General features: G+C 71.0%; 25 protein-coding genes. 17 read left to right on the top strand and 8 right to left on the bottom strand.

Annotated features, from left to right (window positions below; genetic code table 11):
• Nucleotides 1–516, top strand: a complete 516-nt coding sequence (locus tag AC2D8W_RS05680; protein WP_484670720.1) for a disulfide bond formation protein B — start codon at nt 1–3, stop codon at nt 514–516.
• A complete protein-coding gene (locus AC2D8W_RS05675; RefSeq protein WP_484670719.1) occupies nt 513–1,076 on the top strand; it encodes a demethoxyubiquinone hydroxylase family protein in 564 nt (187 codons plus the stop codon). The genes AC2D8W_RS05680 and AC2D8W_RS05675 overlap by 4 nt, the downstream gene beginning before the upstream one ends.
• On the opposite strand, the gene AC2D8W_RS05670 is transcribed toward AC2D8W_RS05675, so the two are convergent.
• The gene (locus AC2D8W_RS05670) at nt 1,073–1,621 is read right to left on the bottom strand and encodes a carboxymuconolactone decarboxylase family protein (protein WP_484670718.1); all 549 of its coding nucleotides are present in this window, start codon (nt 1,619–1,621) and stop codon (nt 1,073–1,075) included. The two genes, AC2D8W_RS05675 and AC2D8W_RS05670, sit on opposite strands and share 4 nt — an antisense overlap.
• Before the next feature lie 65 nt (nt 1,622–1,686).
• On the opposite strand from AC2D8W_RS05670, the gene AC2D8W_RS05665 reads away from it, so the two are divergent.
• The gene (locus AC2D8W_RS05665; RefSeq protein WP_484670717.1) at nt 1,687–2,016 is read left to right on the top strand and encodes a winged helix-turn-helix transcriptional regulator; all 330 of its coding nucleotides are present in this window, start codon (nt 1,687–1,689) and stop codon (nt 2,014–2,016) included.
• 79 nt (nt 2,017–2,095) lie between these two features.
• Complete coding sequence (locus AC2D8W_RS05660; RefSeq protein ID WP_484670716.1) at nt 2,096–2,380, top strand: hypothetical protein; 285 nt, start codon at nt 2,096–2,098, stop codon at nt 2,378–2,380.
• Here the strand turns inward: AC2D8W_RS05660 and AC2D8W_RS05655 are convergent.
• Nucleotides 2,377–3,180, bottom strand: a complete 804-nt coding sequence (locus AC2D8W_RS05655) for a PEPxxWA-CTERM sorting domain-containing protein (RefSeq protein WP_484670715.1) — start codon at nt 3,178–3,180, stop codon at nt 2,377–2,379. The two genes, AC2D8W_RS05660 and AC2D8W_RS05655, sit on opposite strands and share 4 nt — an antisense overlap.
• A 419-nt stretch (nt 3,181–3,599) precedes the next feature.
• Here AC2D8W_RS05655 and AC2D8W_RS05650 point away from each other — a divergent pair, with 419 nt between their 5' ends.
• The 6 genes from AC2D8W_RS05650 (at nt 3,600) to AC2D8W_RS05625 (ending at nt 8,922) form a co-directional block, all read left to right on the top strand.
• Complete coding sequence (locus tag AC2D8W_RS05650; RefSeq protein ID WP_484670714.1) at nt 3,600–4,157, top strand: Spy/CpxP family protein refolding chaperone; 558 nt, start codon at nt 3,600–3,602, stop codon at nt 4,155–4,157.
• 78 nt (nt 4,158–4,235) lie between these two features.
• A complete protein-coding gene (locus AC2D8W_RS05645; RefSeq protein ID WP_484670713.1) occupies nt 4,236–4,967 on the top strand; it encodes a response regulator in 732 nt (243 codons plus the stop codon).
• Complete coding sequence (locus AC2D8W_RS05640; protein ID WP_484670712.1) at nt 4,964–6,421, top strand: sensor histidine kinase; 1,458 nt, start codon at nt 4,964–4,966, stop codon at nt 6,419–6,421. Before AC2D8W_RS05645 ends, AC2D8W_RS05640 begins: the two co-directional genes overlap by 4 nt.
• Nucleotides 6,422–6,467: 46 nt before the next feature.
• Entirely contained in the window at nt 6,468–6,665 is a 198-nt protein-coding gene (locus tag AC2D8W_RS05635; RefSeq protein WP_484670711.1) for a hypothetical protein, read from the top strand.
• 87 nt (nt 6,666–6,752) lie between these two features.
• Nucleotides 6,753–8,432: a sulfatase-like hydrolase/transferase gene (locus AC2D8W_RS05630; RefSeq protein WP_484670710.1), complete on the top strand. Its 1,680-nt coding sequence runs from the start codon at nt 6,753–6,755 to the stop codon at nt 8,430–8,432.
• A gap of 49 nt (nt 8,433–8,481) precedes the next feature.
• Nucleotides 8,482–8,922: a hypothetical protein gene (locus AC2D8W_RS05625; protein WP_484670709.1), complete on the top strand. Its 441-nt coding sequence runs from the start codon at nt 8,482–8,484 to the stop codon at nt 8,920–8,922.
• A 60-nt stretch (nt 8,923–8,982) separates the two neighbouring features.
• Here AC2D8W_RS05625 and AC2D8W_RS05620 read toward each other — a convergent pair whose 3' ends face one another.
• Nucleotides 8,983–9,402: a DUF1330 domain-containing protein gene (locus tag AC2D8W_RS05620; protein WP_293483056.1), complete on the bottom strand. Its 420-nt coding sequence runs from the start codon at nt 9,400–9,402 to the stop codon at nt 8,983–8,985.
• 14 nt (nt 9,403–9,416) lie between these two features.
• A complete protein-coding gene (locus AC2D8W_RS05615) occupies nt 9,417–10,319 on the bottom strand; it encodes a haloalkane dehalogenase (RefSeq protein WP_484670708.1) in 903 nt (300 codons plus the stop codon).
• 117 nt (nt 10,320–10,436) lie between these two features.
• Here AC2D8W_RS05615 and AC2D8W_RS05610 point away from each other — a divergent pair, with 117 nt between their 5' ends.
• Complete coding sequence (locus tag AC2D8W_RS05610; protein ID WP_484670707.1) at nt 10,437–11,045, top strand: TetR/AcrR family transcriptional regulator; 609 nt, start codon at nt 10,437–10,439, stop codon at nt 11,043–11,045.
• Here the strand turns inward: AC2D8W_RS05610 and AC2D8W_RS05605 are convergent.
• The gene (locus AC2D8W_RS05605) at nt 11,018–11,578 is read right to left on the bottom strand and encodes an HNH endonuclease (protein WP_293483051.1); all 561 of its coding nucleotides are present in this window, start codon (nt 11,576–11,578) and stop codon (nt 11,018–11,020) included. The genes AC2D8W_RS05610 and AC2D8W_RS05605 overlap by 28 nt on opposite strands.
• Before the next feature lie 1,050 nt (nt 11,579–12,628).
• Here AC2D8W_RS05605 and AC2D8W_RS05600 point away from each other — a divergent pair.
• Genes AC2D8W_RS05600 through AC2D8W_RS05590 form a run of 3 tightly spaced genes read left to right on the top strand, consistent with a single transcriptional unit; the run spans nt 12,629 to nt 14,988 of the window.
• On the top strand, nt 12,629–13,267 hold the full coding sequence (locus AC2D8W_RS05600; protein WP_484670706.1) for a TetR/AcrR family transcriptional regulator: 639 nt from the start codon (nt 12,629–12,631) through the stop codon (nt 13,265–13,267).
• Between the two features lie 10 nt (nt 13,268–13,277).
• Nucleotides 13,278–14,105 carry a tRNA glutamyl-Q(34) synthetase GluQRS gene (gluQRS, locus tag AC2D8W_RS05595; RefSeq protein WP_484670705.1) on the top strand — a complete coding sequence of 276 codons (828 nt, stop codon included), beginning with the start codon at nt 13,278–13,280 and terminating at the stop codon, nt 14,103–14,105.
• Complete coding sequence (locus AC2D8W_RS05590) at nt 14,098–14,988, top strand: DMT family transporter (RefSeq protein WP_484670704.1); 891 nt, start codon at nt 14,098–14,100, stop codon at nt 14,986–14,988. The genes gluQRS and AC2D8W_RS05590 overlap by 8 nt, the downstream gene beginning before the upstream one ends.
• On the opposite strand, the gene AC2D8W_RS05585 is transcribed toward AC2D8W_RS05590, so the two are convergent.
• The 3 genes from AC2D8W_RS05585 to AC2D8W_RS05575 all read right to left on the bottom strand — a co-directional run bounded on the left by AC2D8W_RS05585 (nt 14,985) and on the right by AC2D8W_RS05575 (nt 17,955).
• Nucleotides 14,985–16,403 carry a protein adenylyltransferase SelO gene (locus tag AC2D8W_RS05585; protein WP_484670703.1) on the bottom strand — a complete coding sequence of 473 codons (1,419 nt, stop codon included), beginning with the start codon at nt 16,401–16,403 and terminating at the stop codon, nt 14,985–14,987. The two genes, AC2D8W_RS05590 and AC2D8W_RS05585, sit on opposite strands and share 4 nt — an antisense overlap.
• A 180-nt stretch (nt 16,404–16,583) precedes the next feature.
• Nucleotides 16,584–17,384: an SDR family NAD(P)-dependent oxidoreductase gene (locus AC2D8W_RS05580; protein ID WP_484670702.1), complete on the bottom strand. Its 801-nt coding sequence runs from the start codon at nt 17,382–17,384 to the stop codon at nt 16,584–16,586.
• 1 nt (nt 17,385) lies between these two features.
• Nucleotides 17,386–17,955, bottom strand: a complete 570-nt coding sequence (locus AC2D8W_RS05575; RefSeq protein ID WP_484670701.1) for a carboxymuconolactone decarboxylase family protein — start codon at nt 17,953–17,955, stop codon at nt 17,386–17,388.
• Between the two features lie 87 nt (nt 17,956–18,042).
• On the opposite strand from AC2D8W_RS05575, the gene nhaA reads away from it, so the two are divergent.
• The 3 genes from nhaA (at nt 18,043) to AC2D8W_RS05560 (ending at nt 21,992) form a co-directional block, all read left to right on the top strand.
• Nucleotides 18,043–19,242, top strand: coding sequence for a Na+/H+ antiporter NhaA (gene nhaA / locus AC2D8W_RS05570; RefSeq protein ID WP_484670700.1), 1,200 nt, complete (start codon nt 18,043–18,045; stop codon nt 19,240–19,242).
• Between the two features lie 63 nt (nt 19,243–19,305).
• A complete protein-coding gene (locus tag AC2D8W_RS05565) occupies nt 19,306–19,761 on the top strand; it encodes a (2Fe-2S)-binding protein (RefSeq protein WP_293483042.1) in 456 nt (151 codons plus the stop codon).
• Nucleotides 19,758–21,992 (top strand): xanthine dehydrogenase family protein molybdopterin-binding subunit, encoded by a 2,235-nt coding sequence (locus AC2D8W_RS05560; RefSeq protein ID WP_484670699.1) that lies wholly within the window; start codon nt 19,758–19,760, stop codon nt 21,990–21,992. Before AC2D8W_RS05565 ends, AC2D8W_RS05560 begins: the two co-directional genes overlap by 4 nt.
• Nucleotides 21,993–21,994 lie beyond the last annotated feature (2 nt).

The following is a 21,994-nucleotide window of genomic DNA, read 5'->3' as shown; positions in this document are numbered from 1 at the left end:
ATGACCGCCCTCCGCCCCTTCCTCGACCGCTGGCGGCTCTGCTGCGTCCTCGTGGCGGCCGCCATGCTGGCGACGGCGCACGCCTTCGAGACCTTCGGCGGCTACGCCCCCTGCACGCTGTGCCTGCGCCAGCGCGAGGTCTACTGGACGATCGCGGCGCTGGGCGTCGTGTTCATGGCCCTGGTCCGGATGCCGGGCGGCCCCAGGTGGCGGCCCCTGACCTGCTGGATCCTCGGCGCCCTGTTCCTGCTCGGGGCGGGCGTCGCGGGGTACCACGCGGGCGCCGAATGGAAGTTCTGGCCGGGGCCGGAGGCCTGCGCCAGCGCGGGCGCCGCGGGCGTCAGCGCCGCGGACATGGCCGCGTTCCTCGCCGGCGAGAAGGTTCGGCCGCCAGCCTGCGACGAGGCCCCCTGGGTCTTCGCCGGGCTCTCCATGGCGGGCTGGAACGCCGTCATCTCGATCGGGCTGGCCGCGCTCTCCGCCGCAGCGGCGCTCAGGGAGCACGCCAAGGGATGACGCAGAAGCCTGTGCCCCCCCGCCCCGGCCGCGGCGCGGCGGCGGCCCGTCTCGCCGAGATCCTGCGGGTCGACCACGCCGGCGAACTGGCGGCCGTGCAGATCTACCGCGGCCAGCGCGCTGTCCTCGAACGCGCGCGCGGACAGGAGAAGCTGGCCGGCCACTTCGCCGAGATGCAGGCCCAGGAGGCCGAGCACCTGGCGCGCTTCGATCGCCTTCTGACCGAGCATTGCGTCCGTCCGACGCTGTTCACGCCCCTGTGGCGCGTGGCCGGCTTTGCCCTGGGCGCGGGCACCGCCCTGCTCGGAGAGAAGGCCGCGCATGCCTGCACCGAGGCCGTCGAGACGGTGATCGAGGGCCACTACGCGGACCAGGTCGCCGAGCTCGCCGAGCGCGAGCCGGAACTGGCGGCCGAGCTCGCGAAGTTCCGCGACGACGAGGTTGCGCACCGCGACCACGCCCTGGAGGAAGGCGCGCGCGAGGCGCCGGGCTACGGCTTGTTGTCGGCCGTGATCGGCGCCGGCTGCCGGGCGGCGATCAAGATCAGCGAGAAGGTCTAGGCTTCGCGCGCCGGGAACCGGGCGGCGTCCGGCTCCAGGGAAAGGTCCAGTCCGTTCGCCACGTACGCCACCGTTCGGTAGAAGCCGCAGAGGAGCAGCACCTCGAACACGGCGGCTTCGTCGTAGTGGGCGCGCAGCGCGGCGAACTCGGCGTCCGACAAGGTGGCCCTCTCGTGCAAGGCCTCCACCGCCTCGAGGAGCGCCCGCTCGGCCGGCGTCCAGAACGGGGCGTCCGAGCCGACCGTGGCCGTGGCGTCGACCTCCTGCGGCGAAAGCCCCGCCGCGCGCGCGAAGATCTGCACGTGCACGCCCCATTCGTACTCGCAGCGGGCCAGGGCCGTGGTGCGGTCGATGACCAGTTCGCGGTCACGGAGGCTGAGGGGTCCAGGGTCGAGCAGCGAGCCCGCCCTGAACTTCCGCCATGCCCGCTCGCTGGTCGCCAGGGTGCGAAACAGCAGGAGCGGCGGGGCGCCGCGCATGATGGCGTCGAACCCCTGCCGGACCGGCTCCGGGTACGGTGGTTCCAGCGGCGCGATCCTTGGCATCGCCTCACCTCATTGCTACGCTATCAGTAGCATGAACGTTACATTTTCAGTAGCAAGGGTCAAGCATGGCTGATCGCCCCGTCCGCGGCTCGCGCACGGGGCGCCCGATCATGGCGCTCCTGGACCTCCTGGGTCGCCGCTGGACCTTGCGCATCCTTTGGGAGTTGCGGGACGGCGCGCTGACGGCCCGTGCGCTGCGCAGCGCCTGCGACGACGCCTCCCCGACGGTGCTGCAGGCCCGGCTCGCCGAGTTGCGCGCGGCGGGTCTGGTGGATCACACGGCCGGCCGCGGCTACGGCCTCAGCGAGGAAGGCCGCGAGTTCCTCACAGCTTTCACGCCGCTGTATGCCTTCGCCGAGCGTTGGGCCGCATCCAAGCCGACCACGCCGGGTTGAGAATCGGGCAAAAACACAGCCTCAGCGGAGTCGCCAAGCGTCGCGAGTTCTGCTTTTGTTCGCGCCAAGGGAGTCGCACATGGCGGACGGCAGCAGGCAGTTGGCGCGGGAGTTGACCTTCGGCGAGGCGCGGCTCGGTTGGGCGACCGCCGCGCGATCCAGTCTATGGGCCCGCTGCGGATGCGGGCGCGAGGCGGTCATCGATCCCAGGCCCTGGATCGCCCAGGGACTGGGCCGTCAGCTGGTGCAGGACATGGAACATCGCCTGCGCTGCGTGTGCGGCGCGCGCCGGGCCCAGCTGGAGATCCGCGGGCTGGCCGAGGCGCCGGGCCGCGGCGCCGGCGGGATTCACGTCTTCCGCTAGACCCGGATCCGGACCGGCGCCGGACGGCGGCGAGCCTGGCGCAGCATGGCGCCGGCGAGGGCGAACCCGCCGATCATGAGCGTCCAGGTCCCAGGCTCAGGAACCGGCGCCGCCAGCGCGAAGGCCTGGTGCGCCGAGGACGTGCCGTACTTGCCGGTCTCGCTGATGAAGGTGATCCCGCTGTGGACCGGGCCGTAGCCCGTCAGGTTCGCCAGGTAGTTCGAGCCCGAATAGGCGGCGATGTAGCTGTTCACGGCGGCGTTGCTGCCGGTCACGGTATAGCCCGGGTTGACCACCTGCCAGATGGCGCCTTGCAGCGCGGACAGCCGGTTCACCGTGTCGATGGTGTTGGGCGCGTTGTTGTAGACCAGCGTCCCGTAGTTCACGAGGCGCGCCACCTGGGTCCGCTGGCCGCCGCTGAGGGCCGTACCGCCCTGGAATGGCGTGCTGGTCTTGTACTTGGAGTCGGTCGTGAGATCGTAGGCGTCGTCGTACTGCAGGTTCAGCGTCCCCAGGCCGATGCCGTGGAAGATGTCGACGCAGAAGCCCAGGAAATCGAACCCCGGACCGGTGGCGCTGGTCCCCTCGTAGGCCGTGAACCGGATGGGCGCCATGTAGACGTGGGCGCTGTAGCCGGGCCCGCTGATCTGACCGGTCCGCGACGTGTTCATCGTCGACGAGGCCAGGAAGTACTGAGCCGCCGCGGCTGGCGCCGCGCCCGCGACGCAGGCTGCGAAAGCGGCCACTGGCGCCAGCCGCTTCAGGGCGACGGCGATGCGGGGTGGATCGAAACGGAACATGCGGGCTCTCCAGCGGCGGTCTTGCCACTGCGGAAAGCAGATTGGGCGCCGTTCGACCTGACAGGGCCTCGAGCCGTCAGGCGGCGATCCCAAGTGTCGAGACGGGAGAAGGGACGTGCGGCTCCCCCGGTTGGGGGTTCGGGGGAGCCGCGTTCCGAACGCCTGCGGGGGGAGGGCGAGGCGTCATCGGGGCCTCCAGCGGCGCGGGCCTGGGGGAGAGAGCGGCCGCGGCCCGGAGGCCCTACTTATTTAGGAAGCCGTTGCGGCGGCGGTAGGGCGTGTGGATGACGGTTTCGTAACGATTCTCCGCGGCCCAAGGGCGGACATTTGCACGAACGTTTCAGCGCCGGCGCACAGCCCGCCATCAAGGTTCGCGACGGCGGCGCCAGAATGCCCGACAGCCAACAGCAGGAGTCCCGATGCAACGTCGTCTGATCTTCGCCCTCGCGCCGCTTGCTCTCGCCGCCGGCGCCGCCTTCGCCCAGCCGTCGGGTCCCGGTCCCGAGGTCCGCATGATGCGCCACGGCGGACCGCCGCCCGAGGAGATGAAGGCGCGGCACGAGGCGATGATGAAGCAGCACGCCGAGGACCTGAAGATCCTCCTGCGCCTGCGGCCGGACCAGGAGGCGGCGCTCAGCGCCTTCCTCGCGAGTCACGGGCCGCAGCGGGTGGAACGCAGGATGACGCCCGACGACAAGCCGATGACCACGCCGCAGCGCCTGGAGGAGATGGCGAAGCGCGAGGAGGCCATGCGGGCCGCCCACGCCAGCCGCCGGGAGGCGCTGGCCAGGTTCTACGCCGCCCTCTCGGCCGATCAGCAGAAGGCGTTCGATGCGCTGCAGCGGCTCCGCGGCCACGGCGGCCCCGGCCATGGCCCGATGATGGGCGGAGGCCCCGGCATGATGATGCACGGCGGCCCGGTCGAGCGGCGGGTCATCATCCGCAAGGACGCTCCTGACGCGCCGCATGGTCACTGACCACGGCGCGCCGCGCACGCCGCCGATTGTGGCGAAGTCGCGATGACGGCGCCACAGTCGGCGGCGAGAGGATCCGCCATGCCGCCCGCGCCATCCGTCCTGTCCGGCCGCCATATCCTGGTGGTGGAGGACGATTCCCAGCTGCGCGAGCAGGTCACGTCCTATCTGGCCGACCACGGCTTCCAGGTGCATGCGGCGGCCGACGCGGGCCAGATGGACGCCTTGCTCGCGCAGGCTCCCATCGACCTCGTCGTGCTGGACCTCATGCTGCCGGGCGAGGACGGACTCTCCATCTGCCGCCGCCTGTCGGCGGAAGGGGGCCCGGCGATCATCATGGTCAGCGCCATGGGCGAGGAGATCGACCGCATTCTCGGCCTGGAGCTCGGCGCCGACGATTACCTGGCCAAGCCCTGCAGCCCCCGCGAGCTGCTCGCCCGGGTGCGCGCCGTGTTCCGCCGGCTGGAGGAGGTCCGCGGCGGCGCGCCGCGCAAGGGCCGCGCCTTCCAGTTCCAGGGCTTCGTCGTCGACGCCCTGCGGCGCCAGCTCCGCGCGCCGAACGGCGCAACCATCCTGCTCACTTCGGGCGAGTTCCAGCTGCTGTCGGCCTTCCTCGACCACCCGCAGCGGATCCTGTCGCGGGATCAGCTGCTCGACATCGCCCGCGGCGACGACTCCGACGTCTTCGACCGCGCGGTCGACGTCCAGATCAGCCGCCTGCGCCGCAAGCTGCACGCCTGCTCGGATGGCGAGATCATCAAGACGGTGCGCGGCGCGGGCTACATGTTCGACGTGGCCGTGACCCGGCCATGAGGCTGCCGGCGCAGCCCCGCGCCAGCATCGCGGTGCAGCTCATCCTCCTGGTGCTGGCGTGCATGGCCGCCATGCACCTGCTGCTGTTCGCCGTCGTCGCGCTCTTCCCCCCGCCCCGGCCGCCGATCTACCGCGTCAGCGAGATCGCCCAGGCGCTCGAGGGGGGTTCGCTGGCAAGCCGCGACGGCCGGCCCATGTTGCGCAGCGTGAGCGTCGCGTTGCCCGAGGCGTTCGAGGCCTCCCGCCACGGCCGTCCGCCCCCCGTGGCGGCGCTCGCCGCCGCTCTGGGCAAGCCCGGCGCCGACGTCCGCCTCGTCCACCGCCGTCCCGGACGGCTCGAGCGGATGCTGCGCGAGCCCATCGTCGGGCGCATCGTGGTCGAGCATCAGAAGCGCACCCCGCCGGGGCCGGCCGGCCCCGACGCCCTGGTCGAGACCCGGCGCTTCGAGATGCGCATGGACGAGGGCCATCCCGGCCGCCCGCCGCCCGGCCTGCACCTGCTGCTGATGCGCGAAGCGCCGGTGATCGGCGACTTCAGCGCCGCCGTGCGCCGCTCCGACGGGATGTGGACGGTCGTGCGGTCCGCCCCCGAGCCGTTCCCCACGGACTGGCAGCGGCGGATGCTGCTCCTCGTGGCGGCGGCGTTCGGCGTCGTGGCCCCCGCGGTGTTCCTTTTCGCCCGCCGCATCACCGCGCCCTTGAAGCGCTTCGCGGAGGCCGCCGAGCGGCTGGGACGCGACCCCAACGCCCCGCCGGTCGTCCTTACGGGTCCGGCCGAGATCGGCGCGGCGGCGGCCGCCTTCAACGACATGCAGGGTCGCCTCAGGCGCTACATCGAGGACCGCACCGCCATGGTCGGCGCGATCAGCCACGACCTGCGCACGCCGCTGGCGCGGATCCGGTTCAAGCTGGAGGGCGCCGACGAGCGCCTCAGGGACTCGGTGCTGTCCGACGTCGGGCAGATGGAGCAGATGATCGCCGGCGTGCTTGCATTCATCCGCGACGAGTCCACGCCGCGGCGCCGCGAGAAGCTGGACCTGCTGTCGCTGGTCGAGTGCGTCGTCGACGACGCGGCCCTGGTGGGGGGCGACGTGGAGATCCTCCAGCCCTGCCCGGCCATGGTGGAAGGCGACGCCGTGGCCCTGCAGCGGATGTTCGTGAACCTCGTCGAGAACGCGCTGAAGTACGCCGGCCAGGCCCGCATCCGGTTGCGCTGCGAGGGCGGCCAGGCCGTGGTCGACATCGAGGACAATGGCGCCGGCCTCTCGCCCGCCGACCTCGAGCGCGTGTTCCAGCCCTTCTACCGCGCCGACGCCTCACGGAACCTGGATTCCGGGGGCATCGGCCTGGGTCTGCCGATCGCGCGCGCCACGGCTCGGGCGCATGGCGGCGACGTCGAACTGCTGCCGCAGGCGCAGGGCCTGACCGCTCGGGTCACGCTGCCCCTGGCCTGAGGAACCCCTCGTTCTCCCCGGCGCTTCTCTGGTCGAGGAGACTGCCATGTACACACATGAACTCTGGTACGGCCTCGGCGCGCTGGCGCTCCTGGCCGTGATCGTCTGGGCGGTCATGCAGAACCGCCGACGGAACCGCGCCAACGATCCCATCACCGAGGCGGCCACGCGGGAGGAGTACTCGCACCCCGACCGGTACGCCGCCGAGGAGGAAGAATTCCGCCAGCGCACGCACCCCTCCTGAGCCGCGCGAAACTATCGACACAATGAGTGTCACTATATAATGTCCTTCCCAGGCGCCCGGTGACGGCGTCGAGGGGGAGGATCCGCCATGAAGCTGTGGACATGGCTGGCCGCCGGCGTGCTCGCGCTGGGCGTCGCGCTGGGCGCGGCCTACCTGAACCGCACCACCATCCTGTCGATGATCGCGCGTGCGCGCCTGCCCCACGTCGAGCCGAACCGGCCGGTCGTCTGGGCCCAGGGGCCCGAGACGCCGCCGCAGGGCCAGCGGCCCCCGAACGTCGTGTTCATCCTGGTCGACGACCTGGGCTTCAACGACATCACCTTCAACGGCGGCGGCGTGGCGAACGGCGCCGTGCCGACGCCCAACATCGACTCGATCGGCCGTGAGGGCGTCAGCTTCGCCAACGGCTATGCGGGCAACGCCACCTGCGCGCCCTCCCGCGCCGCGATCATGACCGGCCGCTACGCCACCCGCTTCGGCTTCGAGTTCACGCCGGCCCCCGTCGCCTTCGAGCGGATGGTCGGCACCGAGGCCGAACCCGGCGCGATCGTCAGGCCGAAGTTCTTCAAGGAGCGGCTGAAGGACATGCCGCCCGGCTCGACCGAAAGCTCGCCCCAGGCGGTCAACACGCTGAGCGTCCCGGCCTCGGAGGTCACCATCGCCGAGGTGCTCAAGGCGCGCGGCTACCACACCCTGCACTTCGGCAAGTGGCACCTGGGCGGAAAGGCGGGGTCGCGCCCCGAGGATCAGGGCTTCGACGAGAGCCTGGGCTTCATCTCCGGCGCCTCGATGTACCTGCCGGAAAAGCACAAGGACGTGGTCAACTCGAAGCAGCCCTGGGACGCGATCGACCGCTTCCTGTGGCCCAACCTGCCTTACCAGGTGCAGTTCAACGGCTCGCCGATGTTCGAGCCGCGCGGCTACATGACCGACTACCTGGCCGAGGAGGCCGTGAAGGCGATCCGCGCCAACCGCAACCGGCCCTTCTTCCTCTACTTCGCGCCGAACGCCATCCACACGCCGCTGCAGGCCAAGAAGGCGGACTACGACGCCCTGCCCCACATCAAGGACCACCGGCTGCGGGTCTATGGCGCCATGGCGCGCAACCTCGACTGGAACGTCGGCCGGATCCTGAAGGCGCTGAAGGACGAGGGGCTCGACCGGAACACGCTGGTCATCTTCACCAGCGACAACGGCGGCGCCGGCTACGTCGGCCTGCCCGATATCAACAGGCCGTACCGCGGCTGGAAATCGACCTTCTTCGAGGGCGGGATCCACACGCCGTTCTTCATGCGCTGGCCGGCGGCGATCCCGGCCGGTTCCCGCTACCCGCACCCGGTCGGCCACGTGGACATCTTCGCGACCGCGGCCGCGGCGGCCGCCGCCGCCACGCCCACCGACCGCAAGATCGACGGGGTGGACCTGACGCCCTTCGTGCAGGGCCGCGCCCAGGGCCGGCCGCACGAGGCGATGTTCTGGCGGTCGGGCCAGTACAAGGCCGTCATCGAGGGCGACTGGAAGCTCCAGTCCAGCGAGGCCCAGGGCAAGGTCTGGCTTCACAACCTGGCCAGCGACCCGACCGAGCAGCGCGACCTGTCCCGGGCCGAGCCGGAGCGGACGCGGCGCATGCTGGCGCTGCTGAAGGCGCAGGACGCCGAGACCGTACGGCCCGCCTGGCCCTCCCTGCTCCAGGGCCCGATCTTCATCGATCAGCCGGGCGGCGTGAAGCAGCGTGCGGGGCAGGAGTACGTCCTATGGGACAACTAGCCTCGCAGACAGCGGCGGACAGCGCCGTCGGCGCGGGCAGGCTCCTCGCATGAGTTTCCTGCCCCCCTCCACGAACGACCAGTACCGCGGCGCCCGCGCCTCGGTCTGGTTCCTGGGCCTGGCGACCGCGGGCACGATCATCCCCGGGCTGATCCACAGCTTCCTCCCGGACGGCGGCGCCAGCGAGATCGCGGGCCTCGACATGGGCGACCGGCGCGACCTGATCGTCAGCGTCTTCCGCTGGGAGGGCTCCACCCAGCTGGCCCTCGGCCTCGCCATGCTGGCCGTCGTCGTGCGCTACCGCAGCCTCACGCCGCTGTTCCTGGCGCTGGTCATCGTGGAGCGCGCCCTGATGAGCCTTCACGCGTGGGTGCTTTCGCCCGCCGGCGGCCATCATCCGCCCGAGCACTACGCCAGCCCCGTCACCGCCGTCCTGGCGGCCGTGTTCCTCGTGCTCTCGCTGCGGAGCCGGGCGGGACCGGCGACCTAGGGTCGCGCAGGAGGGCCGATCCGGCCGGCCTCACGCCACCCGCATCTTGGCGCGGAAGGCCTAGAGGAACCCCTCGCCCGGCTTGGTCCGGATGTTCAGCTGCCCCGCGAGACCCGCCTTCCGGTGGTGCTCGATGGCCGCCATCTCGGGCGACATGGCCATGCTGCGGAAGGCCGCCAGCGACGGGTACTCCGCGAGCGCCACCATGTCCCACAGCTCCTCGACCTCTCCCAGCATCAGGCCCGTCACCTGGCCCGAGTAGCGCACCCGGCCACCCAGCTTTTCGACGAGCACCCGCACCGCCTCACCGTAACGGGCGTAGGCTTCGGCGCCGCTCAGGTCCGCGTCGGACCCGTCCGGGTATTCGGCCTTCGGCTTGAACTTCAGGAGGTTGACCATGACGAAGGGCCCATCCTCCTCGCCGCCGAAGAAGGCCATCGCCTGCTCGGGGCGCGGCATCACCTGGTTGATCACTTGCATGGCTGCTTTCTCCCTCACCCGCGGCGGCGGATCATCGCGTCGAGCAGGTCGACGATCTCGGGACCGCTGTCTTCCTGCAGGAAGTGCCCGCCCTTGAGCGTGACGTGCGGCTGGCCCTTGGCCCCGGGAACCCGGGCCTGGAACGGCGCCTCGCCGCCCCGCGTGACCGCGTCACCGTCGCTGAAGGCGGTGACGAGCGGCTTCTCGAACCGCTCGAGCACCTTCCAGGCGGCCTGGTTCTCGGCCACCGAGGCGTGCTGCGGCGTCACCGGCACCAGCGTCGGGAACTGCCGCGCGCCTTCCTTGTAGCTCTCGTCCGGGAACGGCGCGTCGTAGGCGGCGACCTCTTCGGGGCTCAGGTCGCGCGCCGAGCCGCCGTTCAGCAGCATGCCGATGGGCATCTGCGGGACGTTCTGGCTGAACTCGAGCCAGGCCTTGAAGCCGTCGGTCATCCCGCCGCCGACGGGCAGGCCGGTATTGGCCACCACCACGCCCGCGAAGCGTTCGGGGAACGCGGCCACCAGGCGCAGGCCGATCAGCCCGCCCCAGTCCTGGCAGAAGAGCGTGACGTCCTGCAGGCCCAGGCCGGTCAGCCACTGGCTCATCCAGTCCACGTGGCGCTCGTAGGTGTAGTCCGTGCGTCGGGCCGGCTTGTCGGACCGGCCGAAGCCGATGAGGTCCGGCGCGATCGCCCGGTGTCCGCGCGCGACGAGCCCGGCGATGATGTGGCGATAGAGGTAGGCCCACGAGGGCTCGCCGTGCATCAGCAGCACCACCGCCCCGTCGCGCGGACCCTCATCCACGTAGTGCAGGCGCAGCCGGGTCCCGTCGCCGTCGGTCACCTCGGCGTAGCGCGGCGCGTAAGGCCAGTCCTTCAGCCCCGCGAAACGCGCCTCCGGCGTCCTCAGAACCTCCATCGCGACAATCCTCCACCCAAGACTATAGTGACATTATGCGTGCCACTATATCGAAGGGTCAACAGCCGGACGCGCGAAGCTGCTCGACACCCGCCGAGAGGCAGGCGAGATGAGGACATGACCCAGGCGCCGCAACTGCTGGATGGCCGCCGCCGACGCGGGCAGGACAACCGCGAGCGGATCGTGGCGGCGATGATGGACCTGATCTGCGCAGGCGAGGTCGCGCCGAGCGCCGAGCAGGTCGCCGAGCGCGCCGACGTCGGCCTGCGCACCGTGTTCCGCCACTTCCAGGACATGGACACGCTCTACCGGGAGATTTCCCGCGCGATGGAGCGCGAACTCCGCGCCATCGTCGACCAGCCCTTCGAGGCGCAGGACTGGCGCGGTCGCCTGTTCGAGCAGATCGCGCGCCGCGCGCGCATCTTCGAGGCCATCACGCCCTTCCGACGCGCCGCGACCGCCTTCCAGCACCGCTCCAAGTTCCTGGGGTCGGACTACGCGAAGCTCGTGGTGCAGATGCGCGAGCGCATCCTGCAGGAGCTCCCGCCGGCCATCGCCAAGGATCCGATGCGGCTCGAGGCGCTCGATCTGCTCATGAGCTTCGAGGCCTGGGCCAGGCTCCGGCGCGAGCAGGGCCTGGCCCCCGAGGACGCGCAGGCGGTGGTCACGACGGCGGTGACGCGCCTGCTGGAGGACGATCAGGCCTCCAGCTCGATGTCCCAGTAGAGGTAGTCCAGCCAGCTTTCGTGCAGGTGGTGGGGCGGAAACCTGCGGCCCCGCTCCTGGAGCTCGTACGCCGTCGGCCGGCGCGGCTTCTGCCGCGGGTGCATGTGCGCCTCGCCGGGCGTCCGCCCGCCCTTGGCGAGGTTGCAGCGCGCGCACGCGGTCACGATGTTCTCCCACGTCGTCCGCCCCCCGCGGGAGCGGGGGATGACGTGGTCGAAGGTCAGGTCCTCTGACGCCGTGCAGTACTGGCAGGTGAAGGCGTCGCGCAGGAAGAGATTGAACCGCGTGAAGGCCGGCGGCCGGTCCTGGGCCACGTACTGCTTCAGCGAGACGACGCTGGGAAGCTTCATGGCGAAGGATGGAGAGCGGACTTCCTGCTCGTAGGTGGACACGACATCCACGCGGTCGAGGAAGACGGCCTTGATGACCTCCTGCCAGGGCCACAGCGAGAGCGGGTAGTACGACAGGGGGCGGAAGTCGGCGTTCAGCACGAGGCAGGGCCATCCCGAGGGCGGAGACTTAAGCACCTGCACGGCAGGGCCTCCCCGGACGCCTCGAGGGCATTATGGCGATCGACTCTGGACTGAAGACAGCACCTCAGTGACGGATGAAATCGATGCGAGCGAGGAATTTATAGGCCCGATTCGGAGACACATCTACGACGGACGCGGGCGGTGCGGAGCTCTGCGCGGGATGGCCTCGCCCGATCGCGAGGACGGGCGAGGCTCCTAGGATCGGCGCATGGATCAGGCGCCGAGAACGGCGGTGGCGCCGGCCACGGTCAGGGTCAGGCCCAGAACCGCGTACGCCACGACGAAATCGAGGATTCGATTCATCGTCATCGGAGGTCTCCTTTCTCGAATGTGCCCGCGGCGAGGCGGGCGTTCATCTGAACGATGCTCAGATAGCATATATCTAAGCATTGTCTAGATAGTTATTCCCGGTGTCCGGCTATGCGATTTTGCATCGGCTGGTGGGAAGGGTCCCGAAACGAAAAGGGGCCCTCGCGGGCCCCTCCTCGGTTCCTGCCGGGTGGGGAGGGCTACGCGCCCAGGCCGACCGTGCCGGCCGCGGCCACGAAGCCGAGGAAGAGCAGGAAGGTCGGAACGAAACGGTCGAACTTTGCGAGAGACATGACACACACCTTGAGTTTGTTACGAATTGGGGGGCCCGGGGGAGCGGGCGCCGCCGTTTAGACCGCCAATGGATAACACTATCTGAACACTGCACAGATCAGCGATTTCGCCGGACGGTTCTGCGGATCCGCGTGCGCGGACCGGCGCGACGAAAAAGGGGCCCGCTCAGGGGCCCCTCCTGTCGTCTTCGGCTTTCGGGAGGGAGGTCCCTTAGGCGCCGAGCCCCACCGTGGCCACGGCCGCGACAGCGCCGAGGAACAGCAGGAACGAGGGAGCCAGACGGTCGAAGATCCGTTCGAACTTTGCGAGAGACATGACACACACCTTTCAGTTTGAACCCCGGGGGAGCGGGGGTGTTTTCTATTTGAACAGCGCTCAGATAGGCCGCCCAAGCTGGGCCGTCAATGGCATCTGTACAGCGCTTAGATATGAAATTATGGTAATGCCATGAGCGAAGCTAAAAGCGCCGAATCCCGCCCCTACCACCATGGCGACCTGAGGCGCGCCCTCGTGGACGCCGCCAGACGCCTTCTCGAGGCCGAGGGCCCGAGCGCGCTTTCGCTTCGCGCCGTCGCGCGCGAGGCCGGCGTCAGCCCGGCGGCGCCCTACCACCACTTCAAGGACAAGGCCGAGCTGCTCGACGCCGTGGCCCACGAAGGCTGGGAAATGCTGCAGCTGGCCATGCTGGACGCCAAGGCGCGGACCGAGGGGCGCGAGCAGCTGACGGCGCTGGGCATCTCCTACGTCTGCTTCGCCCGCGACAATCCGGCCCTCTACCGGGTCATGTACGACGCCGCCCGTGACAAGGAAGCCCTCCCCATGGACGTGGAGGACGCCAATCCCGAGAACGGCAACGCCTACTGCATGGTGCGCGACACCCTGATCGAGCACGGGGCCGACCCCAGCGCCGAGACGCACCTGGAGCTTGCCACCGTGGCCGCCTGGTGCGCCGCGCACGGCCTGGCCGAGATGGCCGGCTTCAAGCAGTTCGAGCACCTGAAGGCGGAGCTGGGCGGCGAGCGCCAGTTCCTGGACGCGGTCTTCAACCACATGGGCCTGTTCCCGAAGGACCACGACGGGTGCTAACGCCACGCGGGTGTTCGCCACCCGCTTCGCGCCGTCGCCGACCGGCTACCTGCACAAGGGGCACGCCTTTTCGGCGCTGACCGCGTTCGAGGCCGCCCGGGAGGCCGGAGGCCGCTTCATCCTCCGCATCGAGGACATCGACACCACCCGCTCGCGGCCCGAGTTCGAGGCCGCCATCTACGAGGACCTCGCCTGGCTGGGGCTCGCGTGGGAAACGCCGGTCCGGCGCCAGTCCGAGCACGCCGCCGACTACCAGGCCGCACTGGCCCGGCTGGAGGCTGACGGGCTGCTCTACCGCTGCTTCCGCACGCGCCGCGAGATCGCCGAGGCGATGATGAGCGCCCCGCACGGCGCGATGGACGTCTTCCGCGGCGCGCCCCTGCCGCCGGCGGCGGAGACCGCCCGCCTGGCGGCCGGCGAGCCCTTCGCATGGCGCCTGTCGCTGGACGCGGCGGCGCGCAGGCTCGGGGGGTTCGAGGGCCTCGGCTTCCTGGAAGAGGGCCAGGGCGAGGTGGCCGCTCGCCCCGAACTCGGCGGCGACGTGGTGCTCGCGCGCAAGGACGTGGGCGTGGCCTACCACCTGGCGGTCGTGGTGGACGACGCGCTGCAGGGCGTCACCCACGTGATCCGCGGGCGCGACCTCTTCGAGGCGACGCATGTGCAGCGGCTGCTGCAGGCCCTCCTCGGCCTGCCGACGCCCGCCTACCGTCACCACAGCCTGCTGGTGGGCCCCGACGGCAAGCGCCTCGCCAAGCGCGATCGCGCGCAGACGCTGCGATCCCTGCGCGAACAGGGTATGAGCCCGGCCGATCTGCGGAAGGAACTGGGCTTTGGCTGAGGCGGCGACGCAGAGCGGCGCGCGGACGGACTGGCGGGCGTTGGCCGTGCTGCTCCTGGGCGCCTGCATCATAGGCCTGTCGCCGATCCTGGTGCGGCTGGCCGAGGCGGGGCCCGCGGCGGCCGGCTTCTGGCGGCTCGCCTTCGCGTTGCCGCTGCTGGCGGTGATGACCCGCCGCACCGCCGGGAACCTGGGGCGGCCGTCGAAGATGGCCTTGTTGGCCGGCGTCTTCTTCGCCTTGGACCTGGGCTTCTGGCATTACGGGATCCACTACACCTCGGTGACCAACGCCACGGTGCTGTCGAACCTGACGCCCGTGGTGGTCACCGCCTTCGCGTGGATATTCCTGCGCCAGCGCCCGAGCGGCCTGTTCCTGCTGGCCGTGGCGGCGGCTGTCGGGGGCGCCTGGCTCATGGCGATCGAGAAGGGCGGCGGCGGTCTGCGGAACCAGCCGCTGGGCGACGTCCTCTCGGCCCTGACCGCGCTCTGGTACGCCCTCTACTTCCTGGCCATGGGCGAGGGCCGCAAGACCGAGGGCGCCAGCAAGCTGATGTTCTGGGTCAGCGTCGTCGGCGCGCCGCTGATGCTCATCTCCGCGCTGCTCCTGGGCGAAGACCTGCTGCCCGCCACGATGCTCGGCTGGGGCGCGCTGGTCGGCCTGGGTCTGATGCACGTGAGCGGCCAGGGCTCCATCGCCTGGGCGATGGGACGGTTGCCCACCTCCACGGCCTCGGTCGTGGTCCTGATCCAGCCGGTGGTCGCAGCCTACCTGGGCTGGGCGCTGTTCGCTGAACCGATCGGGCGATTGCAGGCGCTGGGCGCCGTCGCGACCCTGGCGGGCGTGGTCCTGGCGCAGTGGGCGTCGCGCAAGCGCAGCAGCTAGACGGCCAGGCCCCACGCGACGCGCGCGGTCTCGATCCGCGCCAGCTTCTCGTGGAAGACGCTCCAGTCGTCGGCCTCGGCGATGAACGCCCACAGCGCCTCGATCTGGTCGATCAGCAGCTCCTCGGGCTCGGGGCGGGCGAAGTACGGGTGCTCCAGCCGCTCGGGCCGCTCCGCCGCGTAGCCCGACAGCCGCGCCCGGAACTCGGCGAAGGGCGGCTCGGCGTAGAGGTCGGCGCGCGGGCCCGCCATGGCGCGAGGCTCGGCGCCACAGAACCAGTCGAAGAAGAACGGCTCCCAACGAAGGCGCTCCCCGCCCTCGGCCATGGCGCGGAAGCTCGCCTGCACGAGCGCCGCGTCGGCGTCGGGATCCTGCGGCCGCACGCCCAGCCGCGCGAGCATGGCGGCGGTGAGCTCGTTCCGGTAGGCGGGGCCGAAGCCGTTCAGGGCGTCCACGAGCGGGTCGCTGTCCGCCACGAGGCTGAGGCAGCCGGCGAGCTGCTGCAGGTTCCAGAACACCGCCTCGGGCTGCCGCCCGAAACTGTAGAGGCCGGCATGGTCGAAGTAGGCGGCGACGAAGTTTGGGTCCGAGTGCGGGAGGAAACGGTACGGTCCGTAGTCGAAGCTCTCGCCGTTGATGTTCATGTTGTCGGTGTTGAGCACCCCGTGCACGAAGCCCGCGGCCATCCAGCGCGCCGTCAGGCGGGCGGACCGCGCCACGACGGCTTCCAGCAGCGCCACGGGCCGGTCGTTGCTGCCCTCAAGGTCCGGGTAATAGGCGCCGATCACATGGTCCACCAGGGCGGTGATCCGGTCCTTGGCCTCGAAGTAGGCGTGCCGCTGGAACGTGCCGAAACGCACGTGGCCGTGGCTCAGGCGGACCAGGACGGACGAGCGCGTGGGGCTGGGCTCGTCGCCGCGCACCAGCGCCTCGCCGGTTTCGACCAGCGAGAACGAACGGGAGGTCGGCACGCCCAGCGCCTCCAGCATCGCGGTGGCCAGCACCTCGCGGACGCCGCCCTTCAGCGTGAGGCGACCGTCGCCCTGGCGCGACCAGGGCGTCTCGCCCGACCCCTTCGTGCCGAGATCGAGCAGCCGCCCGGTTCCCGCCTCACGCAACTGCGCGAACAGGAACCCGCGGCCGTCGCCCAGGTCCGGGTTGTAAACGCGGAACTGATGGCCGTGGTAGCGCTGCGCCAGCGGCGGGTCGATGTTGCCGGGCAGCGGCTCGAAGCGTCCGAAGTGCGCGAGCCACTCCGCGTCGGTCAGGCTGTCCAGACCCACCGTGGCGGCGGCGCGGTCATTGCGGTAGCGCAGGATGGCCTGGGGAAAGTCCGCCGCGCGAACGGGATCGGCGAATTCGCCGCCGAGAGCCGGGAATTGCGGGTCGGGCCGGTAGGCGCTGGACGGGGGCATGCCCCGACCTACCCGCGACCAAGGCGCAGGGGCAACCTCAGGCGATGCCCAGGAACGCCAGGACGGCGAGGACGACGACCACCAGGCCGACGAGATAGATGATGCTGTTCATGGCGAAGCTCTCCTGCTCGGCGCCCCTCGGGCGGCGGTAACGCGGAGGCGGCGCCCCACGTTCCGCCGTCAGCCGATGCGCACGCCCATGGCTCCGTCCACCGGCAGGATCGCGCCCGAGATGAAGGCCGCCTCGTCCGAGGCGAGGAACAGCGCCGCGTAGGCCGTGTCCCAGCCAGTGCCCATCTTGCCGCCCAGCGGAACGCGCGCGTCTCGCTCGGCGCGGACCTCGGCGGGGGAGCGGCCGCTGACCTGGGCGATCCCGGAAACCGCCATGGGCGTGTCCATGTAGCCCATCATGATGGCGTTGCAGCGCACGCCGTAGCGGGCGTTCGACTGCGCGACCGAGGTGGTCAGCCGGTTCACGCCCGCCTTCGACAGCTCGTAGGCGAGCTGGATGCCGCCGGCGCGCGCGGCGAGCGAGCTGATGTTGACGATCGCGCCGCCGCCCTGTTCGCGCATCACCGGCAGGGCCGCCTTGATGGTCAGCCACATGCCCTTGAGGTTGACGGCCAGGATACGGTCGAACGCCGCCTCCTCCAGGCGGTGGGCGGGGCCGTCGCCGCCGCCGATGCCGACGTTGTTGATCAGGATGTCGAGCCGGCCCAGCTGGCTCGTCGCGGCCTCGACGATGCGGGCGCAGTCGGCCGCGCGGGCGACATCGGCGCCGAGGGCGGCGGCCGTCCCGCCCTCCTCCACCACCATGGCGGCGGTCTCCTCCGCGCGCTCCAGAAGCCGGTCGACGCAGAGCACCCGGGCGCCCTCTCGGGCGAACAGCAGCGCCATGGCGCGGCCGTTGCCGACCGTCTCGCCCGGCGTCTGTCCCGCGCCGACCACCACGGCAGCCTTGCCTGCGAGCCGCCCCGACATCTCAGTACCCCTTCAGCTCGGGGTCGAGGGTCTGCCCCTCGTCCAGCTGCACGCCGAAGGTGTTCAGGATCATGGACACCTGGGTGTACTGGCCGACGGTGAACACCACGTCCATGCACTGCTTCTCGGTGTAGTGGCGGCGCAACTCGGCCCAGGTGGCGTCGGTGATGAACTGGTCGGCGTGCAGCTCGTCCGAGGCCCGGATGAGCACCGCGTCGGCCGGCGACCAGCCCGCGTCCGCGCCGCGCTTGATCGCCTCGATCTCGGCGTCGCTGAGGCCGCTCTGCAGGCCGATGCGGGTGTGCTGGGTGAACTCGTAGCCCGACTTGCAGAGGTAGCCGATGCGGAGGATCACGATCTCCCGCTCCCGGGCCGGCAGGTCGTTGCGCCGCGAGAGCACGTACGAGCCCCAGTCGTTGAATCGGCTTAGCGCCTTCGGGGCATGGGCCAGGGTGCGGAAGATGTTCAGGACGCCCATGGTCCCGTTGCGGACCGGCTTCAGCGCCTCCACCTGGTCGGGCGTCAGCTCGCCGTCGGTGAGCGGAGCGATCCGGGGCTTGGTCAGTCTCATGGCGATCCTCGGGCAATGGATCGCGACAGCTTAGTGGGCGCGCCCGATTTCGCTAGAGCGGGGCCGAGGCCGTTGATAGGCAGGGCCATGCCGCGCCGCTCCACGCTGGAGTTCCTGAAGACCGAGACGGGATCGGGCGCGCTGCTGGTCGTCGCCGCGCTGGCCGCCGTGGCGTGGGCGAACTCCCCGTGGGCGGCGAGCTACTACGGCTTCATCCATCAGCCGACGCCGGTCCGGATCGGCCCCTTCGAGGAGACCATGAGCCTGGGCGGCTGGGTGAAGTCGCTCCTGATGCCGGTCTTTTTTTTCGTCGTCGGGCTCGAGATCAAGTACGAGATCGCTCGCGGCGAGCTGTCGAACCCGCGCAGGCTGGCGCTGCCCATCCTGGCGGCGGCCGGCGGCGTGGCCGTCCCGGCCCTCGTCTACCTCGCGGTCAACGGCGTCGCCGCGGACGGCCGCACGGCCGGCTGGCCGATCCCGACCGCCACCGACATCGCCTTCGCCCTGGCCGCCCTGGCCGCGGCCGGCCCCCGCCTGCCACCGACGCTGCGGGTCTTCCTGCTCACCATCGCGATCCTCGACGACCTCGTGGCGGTGGCGCTGATCGCGGTGCTCTACACGACCGAGCTACGCTTCCCGATGCTGGCCGCGGCCGCGATCACGACCGCGGTCCTGGCCGCCATGGGACGCTGGCGGACCGCGCCCTACACCTTCTGGGTCGCCGGCGGGCTGCTCCTCTGGGCCTTCACCCTGAAGTCGGGGATCAACACCTCGATCGCCGGCGTCGCGGCCGCCTTCTGCATGCCCCTGGAGCCGAAGCGCCCGGGCGGGCCGGGGGTCCTGAACGAGACCATGGAGGCGCTGCACCCCTACGTCGCCTTCCTGATCCTGCCGCTCTTCGCCTTCACGGCCGCGGGCTTCACGCTCGGCGCGGAAACCGGCAAGGCCCTGGGCCCCGTCAGCATCGGCGTGGCCGCAGGCCTCTTCTTCGGCAAGCAGTTGGGGATCTTCGGCGCCGCAGCGCTGGCGATCGGGCTCAAGTGGGCGCGGCGGCCCACCGGGGCCAAGTGGCTGGAACTCTACGGAGTCTCCGCCCTCTGCGGCGTGGGCTTCACCATGAGCCTCTACATCGGAGCCCTGGCCTTCCCCGACGCCGACCCGGCCCGCCAGACGCAGGTGCGCGCCGGCGTCGTCGTGGGCTCGCTGGCCTCGTTGCTGCTGGGCGTCGCGCTGCTGCGGCTCGCGGCGGCGCGGCGCAGCGCGTCGCCGCACGAAGAGCTTCGCTAATCCTCTTGCCGCCGGGGCCGGAATGGCGTCCGCTGGCGCGTCAGCGCGACTTGGGAGGGGAGCATGACGACCTTCAGACTCAACGGCCGCGAGGTCACCGCCAAGGCGCCCGACGACGCCCCGCTTCTCTGGACGCTGCGCGACGAGATCGGCCTCACCGGCACGAAGTTCGGCTGCGGGATCGGCCAGTGCGGCGCCTGCACGGTGCACGTGAACGGTGAGGCCGTCCGCGCCTGCATAACGCCCACGTCGGCGGTCGCCGGGCAGGCGGTCACCACCATCGAGGGCCTGGGTGGAAGCCACCCACTGCAGAAGGCCTGGATCGAGGCCCAGGCGCCGCAGTGCGGCTACTGCCAGTCGGGCCAGATCATGCAGGCCGCCGCCCTGCTGAAATCCAAGCCGCAGCCGAGCGACGCCGACATCGACGCCGCCATGACCGGCAACCTCTGCCGCTGCATGGCCTACCTGCGGATCCGCCGCGCGATCAAGCTCGCCGCCGGGCAGGGAGCGAAGGCATGAACGCCCCGACCGATCTCTCCCGCCGCGGCTTCCTGGTCACCGTCGGCGCCGCGGGCGCCACATTCGCCCTGTCGGCTCCGGCGGGCGCCGCCGGGACCTATGCACCGACCATCTGGTACACCATCGACACCTCGGGAAACGTGGTCGCCCACATCATCCGCGCCGAGATGGGGCAGCACGTCGGCACGGCCATCGCCCGGATCGTCGCCGAGGAACTCGAGGCCGACTGGTCGAAGGTCAGCTTCGTCCACGTGGACAGCGACCCCAAGTGGGGCCTGATGGTCACCGGCGGCTCCTGGTCGGTGTGGCAGTCCTATCCTCTCTACAGCCAGGCGGCGGCGGCCGGCCGCATCACCCTTGTGGAGGCCGGCGCCAGGTTGCTGGGCGGTCCGCCCGCGCAGGCGACGGCCCGCGACGGCCGCGTCACGCTGGGCGGCAAGTCCATCGGCTACGGCGAGATCGTCGCCCGCGGCGACCTCTCGCGGCGCTGGTCCCCGGAGGATCTGGCGAAGCTGCAGCCCAAGCCCGCCACCACCCGCCGCCTGCTCGGGCGGCCCGCGCCGCAGCGGGACATCCCCGGCAAGGTGGACGGCTCGGCGGTCTACGGCCTCGACGCCAAGGTCCCGGGCATGGTCTACGCCCGGCCCAGGCTGCCGCCGACCCGGTACGGCGCGAAGGTCGTGTCGATCGACGACCGCGAGGCGCGCAAGGTTCCCGGGTTCATCCGCGCGCTTGCGCTGGACGACCCGTCCGGCACTGTCCCCGGCCTCGTGATGGTCTACGCCGAGACCTTCGTCGCCGCCGACCGCGCCGCGGAGGCGCTCAAGGTCACGTGGACGCCGGGGCCCGGCGCCGGCGTCTCGGAAGCCGACCTGCAGGCCCGCGCCCGCGCGCTGATCGCCGACCGGTCGAAGGGCGGCCTCGTCGTCGAGGATCCGGGCGTCGACGCCGCCTTCGCAGCGGCGCGCAAGACCGTGGAGCACACCTACACCACCTCCACGGCGCTGCATTTCCAGATGGAGCCGGTGAACGCGCTCGCCTTCGAGAAGGACGGCGTGTTCGAGATCCACACGGGCAACCAGTGGCAGTCGCTGGTCCTGCCGTGGCTGGCGCAGGCGCTGGGACGCAAGGAGGAGACCATCGTCCTTCGCACCCACCTCCTGGGCGGCGGGTTCGGACGCCGGCTCAACGGCGACTACGCCGTCGCCGCGGCGCTGGCGTCGAAGGCGATCGGCGGCAAGCCCGTGAAGGTGGTCTGGACCCGCGCCGACGACAGCCGCTTCGACAGTCCACGCTCACCGTCGGTCCAGGTGGTGAAGGCCGCCCTGGACGGGGGCCGCATCGTGGCCATGCAGCACGACTGCTGCGCCGGGTGGCCCACCCAGGCCATGGCGCCGTTCTTCATGCCCAAGGGCGCGAACGACGCCCCCTTCGACCCCTTCGCGATCAACGGCGCGAACCATTGGTACAGCGTCGGCGCCCACCGGGTGCGGGCGATCGGCAACGACCTCGCCAACGAGACCTTCCGGCCGGGCTGGCTGCGCTCGGTCGGCCCCGGCTTCACCAACTGGGCCGTCGAGAGCTTCATGGACGAGGCCGCGGCTGAGGCGGGGGTCGACCCCGTGGCGTTCCGCCTCGCCATGCTGGACGCGAGCGGCCGGAACGCCGGCTCGGCGCCGAACGCGGTGGGCGGCGCCCGCCGCCAGGCCGCGGTCCTCAAGCGCCTGGCGACCAAGGCCGGCTGGGGGCAGGCGCTGCCGCGCAACACCGGCCTGGGGATCGCCACGACCTTCGGCCAGGAGCGCGACATGCCCACCTGGACCGGCTGCGCCGCGCGCGTGCGGGTGGAGCCCGCCACGGGCGCCGTGAAGGTCGAGAAGCTCACCCTGGTCATCGACTGCGGGACGGTGGTGAACCCGGACGGCGCGCTGGCCCAGGTGGAGGGCGCCGCCCTCTGGGGCCTCAGCCTCGCGCTGCACGAGGGCACGGCCTTCGAGAACGGCCAGGTGAAGGACGTGAACCTCGACACCTACACGCCGCTGCGGATGGGCGACGTGCCGGACGTGGAGGTGGAGTTCATCCCCTCGGCCGAGGCTCCCGTGGGCCTGGGCGAGCCGGCGACGACCGTGGTCGGCCCGGCGATCGGCAACGCGATCTACCGCGCCGTCGGCGCCCGGGTGCGTGACCTGCCCATCCGGCCGGCGGCGGTCAAGGCGGCGATCAAGGCGTAGGG

The organism is Phenylobacterium sp. T106, from assembly GCF_057219735.1.
This window is presented reverse-complemented; position numbering and strand designations above follow the sequence as displayed.

Excerpts from the sequence above, each read along its gene's own strand:
- AC2D8W_RS05680 (WP_484670720.1), top strand. The coding sequence starts at position 1 with ATGACCGCCCTCCGCCCCTTCCTCGACCGCTGGCGGCTCTGCTGCGTC.
- AC2D8W_RS05675 (WP_484670719.1), top strand. The coding sequence starts at position 513 with ATGACGCAGAAGCCTGTGCCCCCCCGCCCCGGCCGCGGCGCGGCGGCG.
- AC2D8W_RS05670 (WP_484670718.1), bottom strand. The coding sequence starts at position 1,621 with ATGCCAAGGATCGCGCCGCTGGAACCACCGTACCCGGAGCCGGTCCGG.
- AC2D8W_RS05665 (WP_484670717.1), top strand. The coding sequence starts at position 1,687 with ATGGCTGATCGCCCCGTCCGCGGCTCGCGCACGGGGCGCCCGATCATG.
- AC2D8W_RS05660 (WP_484670716.1), top strand. The coding sequence starts at position 2,096 with ATGGCGGACGGCAGCAGGCAGTTGGCGCGGGAGTTGACCTTCGGCGAG.
- AC2D8W_RS05655 (WP_484670715.1), bottom strand. The coding sequence starts at position 3,180 with ATGTTCCGTTTCGATCCACCCCGCATCGCCGTCGCCCTGAAGCGGCTG.
- AC2D8W_RS05650 (WP_484670714.1), top strand. The coding sequence starts at position 3,600 with ATGCAACGTCGTCTGATCTTCGCCCTCGCGCCGCTTGCTCTCGCCGCC.
- AC2D8W_RS05645 (WP_484670713.1), top strand. The coding sequence starts at position 4,236 with ATGCCGCCCGCGCCATCCGTCCTGTCCGGCCGCCATATCCTGGTGGTG.
- AC2D8W_RS05640 (WP_484670712.1), top strand. The coding sequence starts at position 4,964 with ATGAGGCTGCCGGCGCAGCCCCGCGCCAGCATCGCGGTGCAGCTCATC.
- AC2D8W_RS05635 (WP_484670711.1), top strand. The coding sequence starts at position 6,468 with ATGTACACACATGAACTCTGGTACGGCCTCGGCGCGCTGGCGCTCCTG.
- AC2D8W_RS05630 (WP_484670710.1), top strand. The coding sequence starts at position 6,753 with ATGAAGCTGTGGACATGGCTGGCCGCCGGCGTGCTCGCGCTGGGCGTC.
- AC2D8W_RS05625 (WP_484670709.1), top strand. The coding sequence starts at position 8,482 with ATGAGTTTCCTGCCCCCCTCCACGAACGACCAGTACCGCGGCGCCCGC.
- AC2D8W_RS05620 (WP_293483056.1), bottom strand. The coding sequence starts at position 9,402 with ATGCAAGTGATCAACCAGGTGATGCCGCGCCCCGAGCAGGCGATGGCC.
- AC2D8W_RS05615 (WP_484670708.1), bottom strand. The coding sequence starts at position 10,319 with ATGGAGGTTCTGAGGACGCCGGAGGCGCGTTTCGCGGGGCTGAAGGAC.
- AC2D8W_RS05610 (WP_484670707.1), top strand. The coding sequence starts at position 10,437 with ATGACCCAGGCGCCGCAACTGCTGGATGGCCGCCGCCGACGCGGGCAG.
- AC2D8W_RS05600 (WP_484670706.1), top strand. The coding sequence starts at position 12,629 with ATGAGCGAAGCTAAAAGCGCCGAATCCCGCCCCTACCACCATGGCGAC.
- AC2D8W_RS05585 (WP_484670703.1), bottom strand. The coding sequence starts at position 16,403 with ATGCCCCCGTCCAGCGCCTACCGGCCCGACCCGCAATTCCCGGCTCTC.
- AC2D8W_RS05580 (WP_484670702.1), bottom strand. The coding sequence starts at position 17,384 with ATGTCGGGGCGGCTCGCAGGCAAGGCTGCCGTGGTGGTCGGCGCGGGA.
- AC2D8W_RS05575 (WP_484670701.1), bottom strand. The coding sequence starts at position 17,955 with ATGAGACTGACCAAGCCCCGGATCGCTCCGCTCACCGACGGCGAGCTG.
- nhaA (WP_484670700.1), top strand. The coding sequence starts at position 18,043 with ATGCCGCGCCGCTCCACGCTGGAGTTCCTGAAGACCGAGACGGGATCG.
- AC2D8W_RS05565 (WP_293483042.1), top strand. The coding sequence starts at position 19,306 with ATGACGACCTTCAGACTCAACGGCCGCGAGGTCACCGCCAAGGCGCCC.
- AC2D8W_RS05560 (WP_484670699.1), top strand. The coding sequence starts at position 19,758 with ATGAACGCCCCGACCGATCTCTCCCGCCGCGGCTTCCTGGTCACCGTC.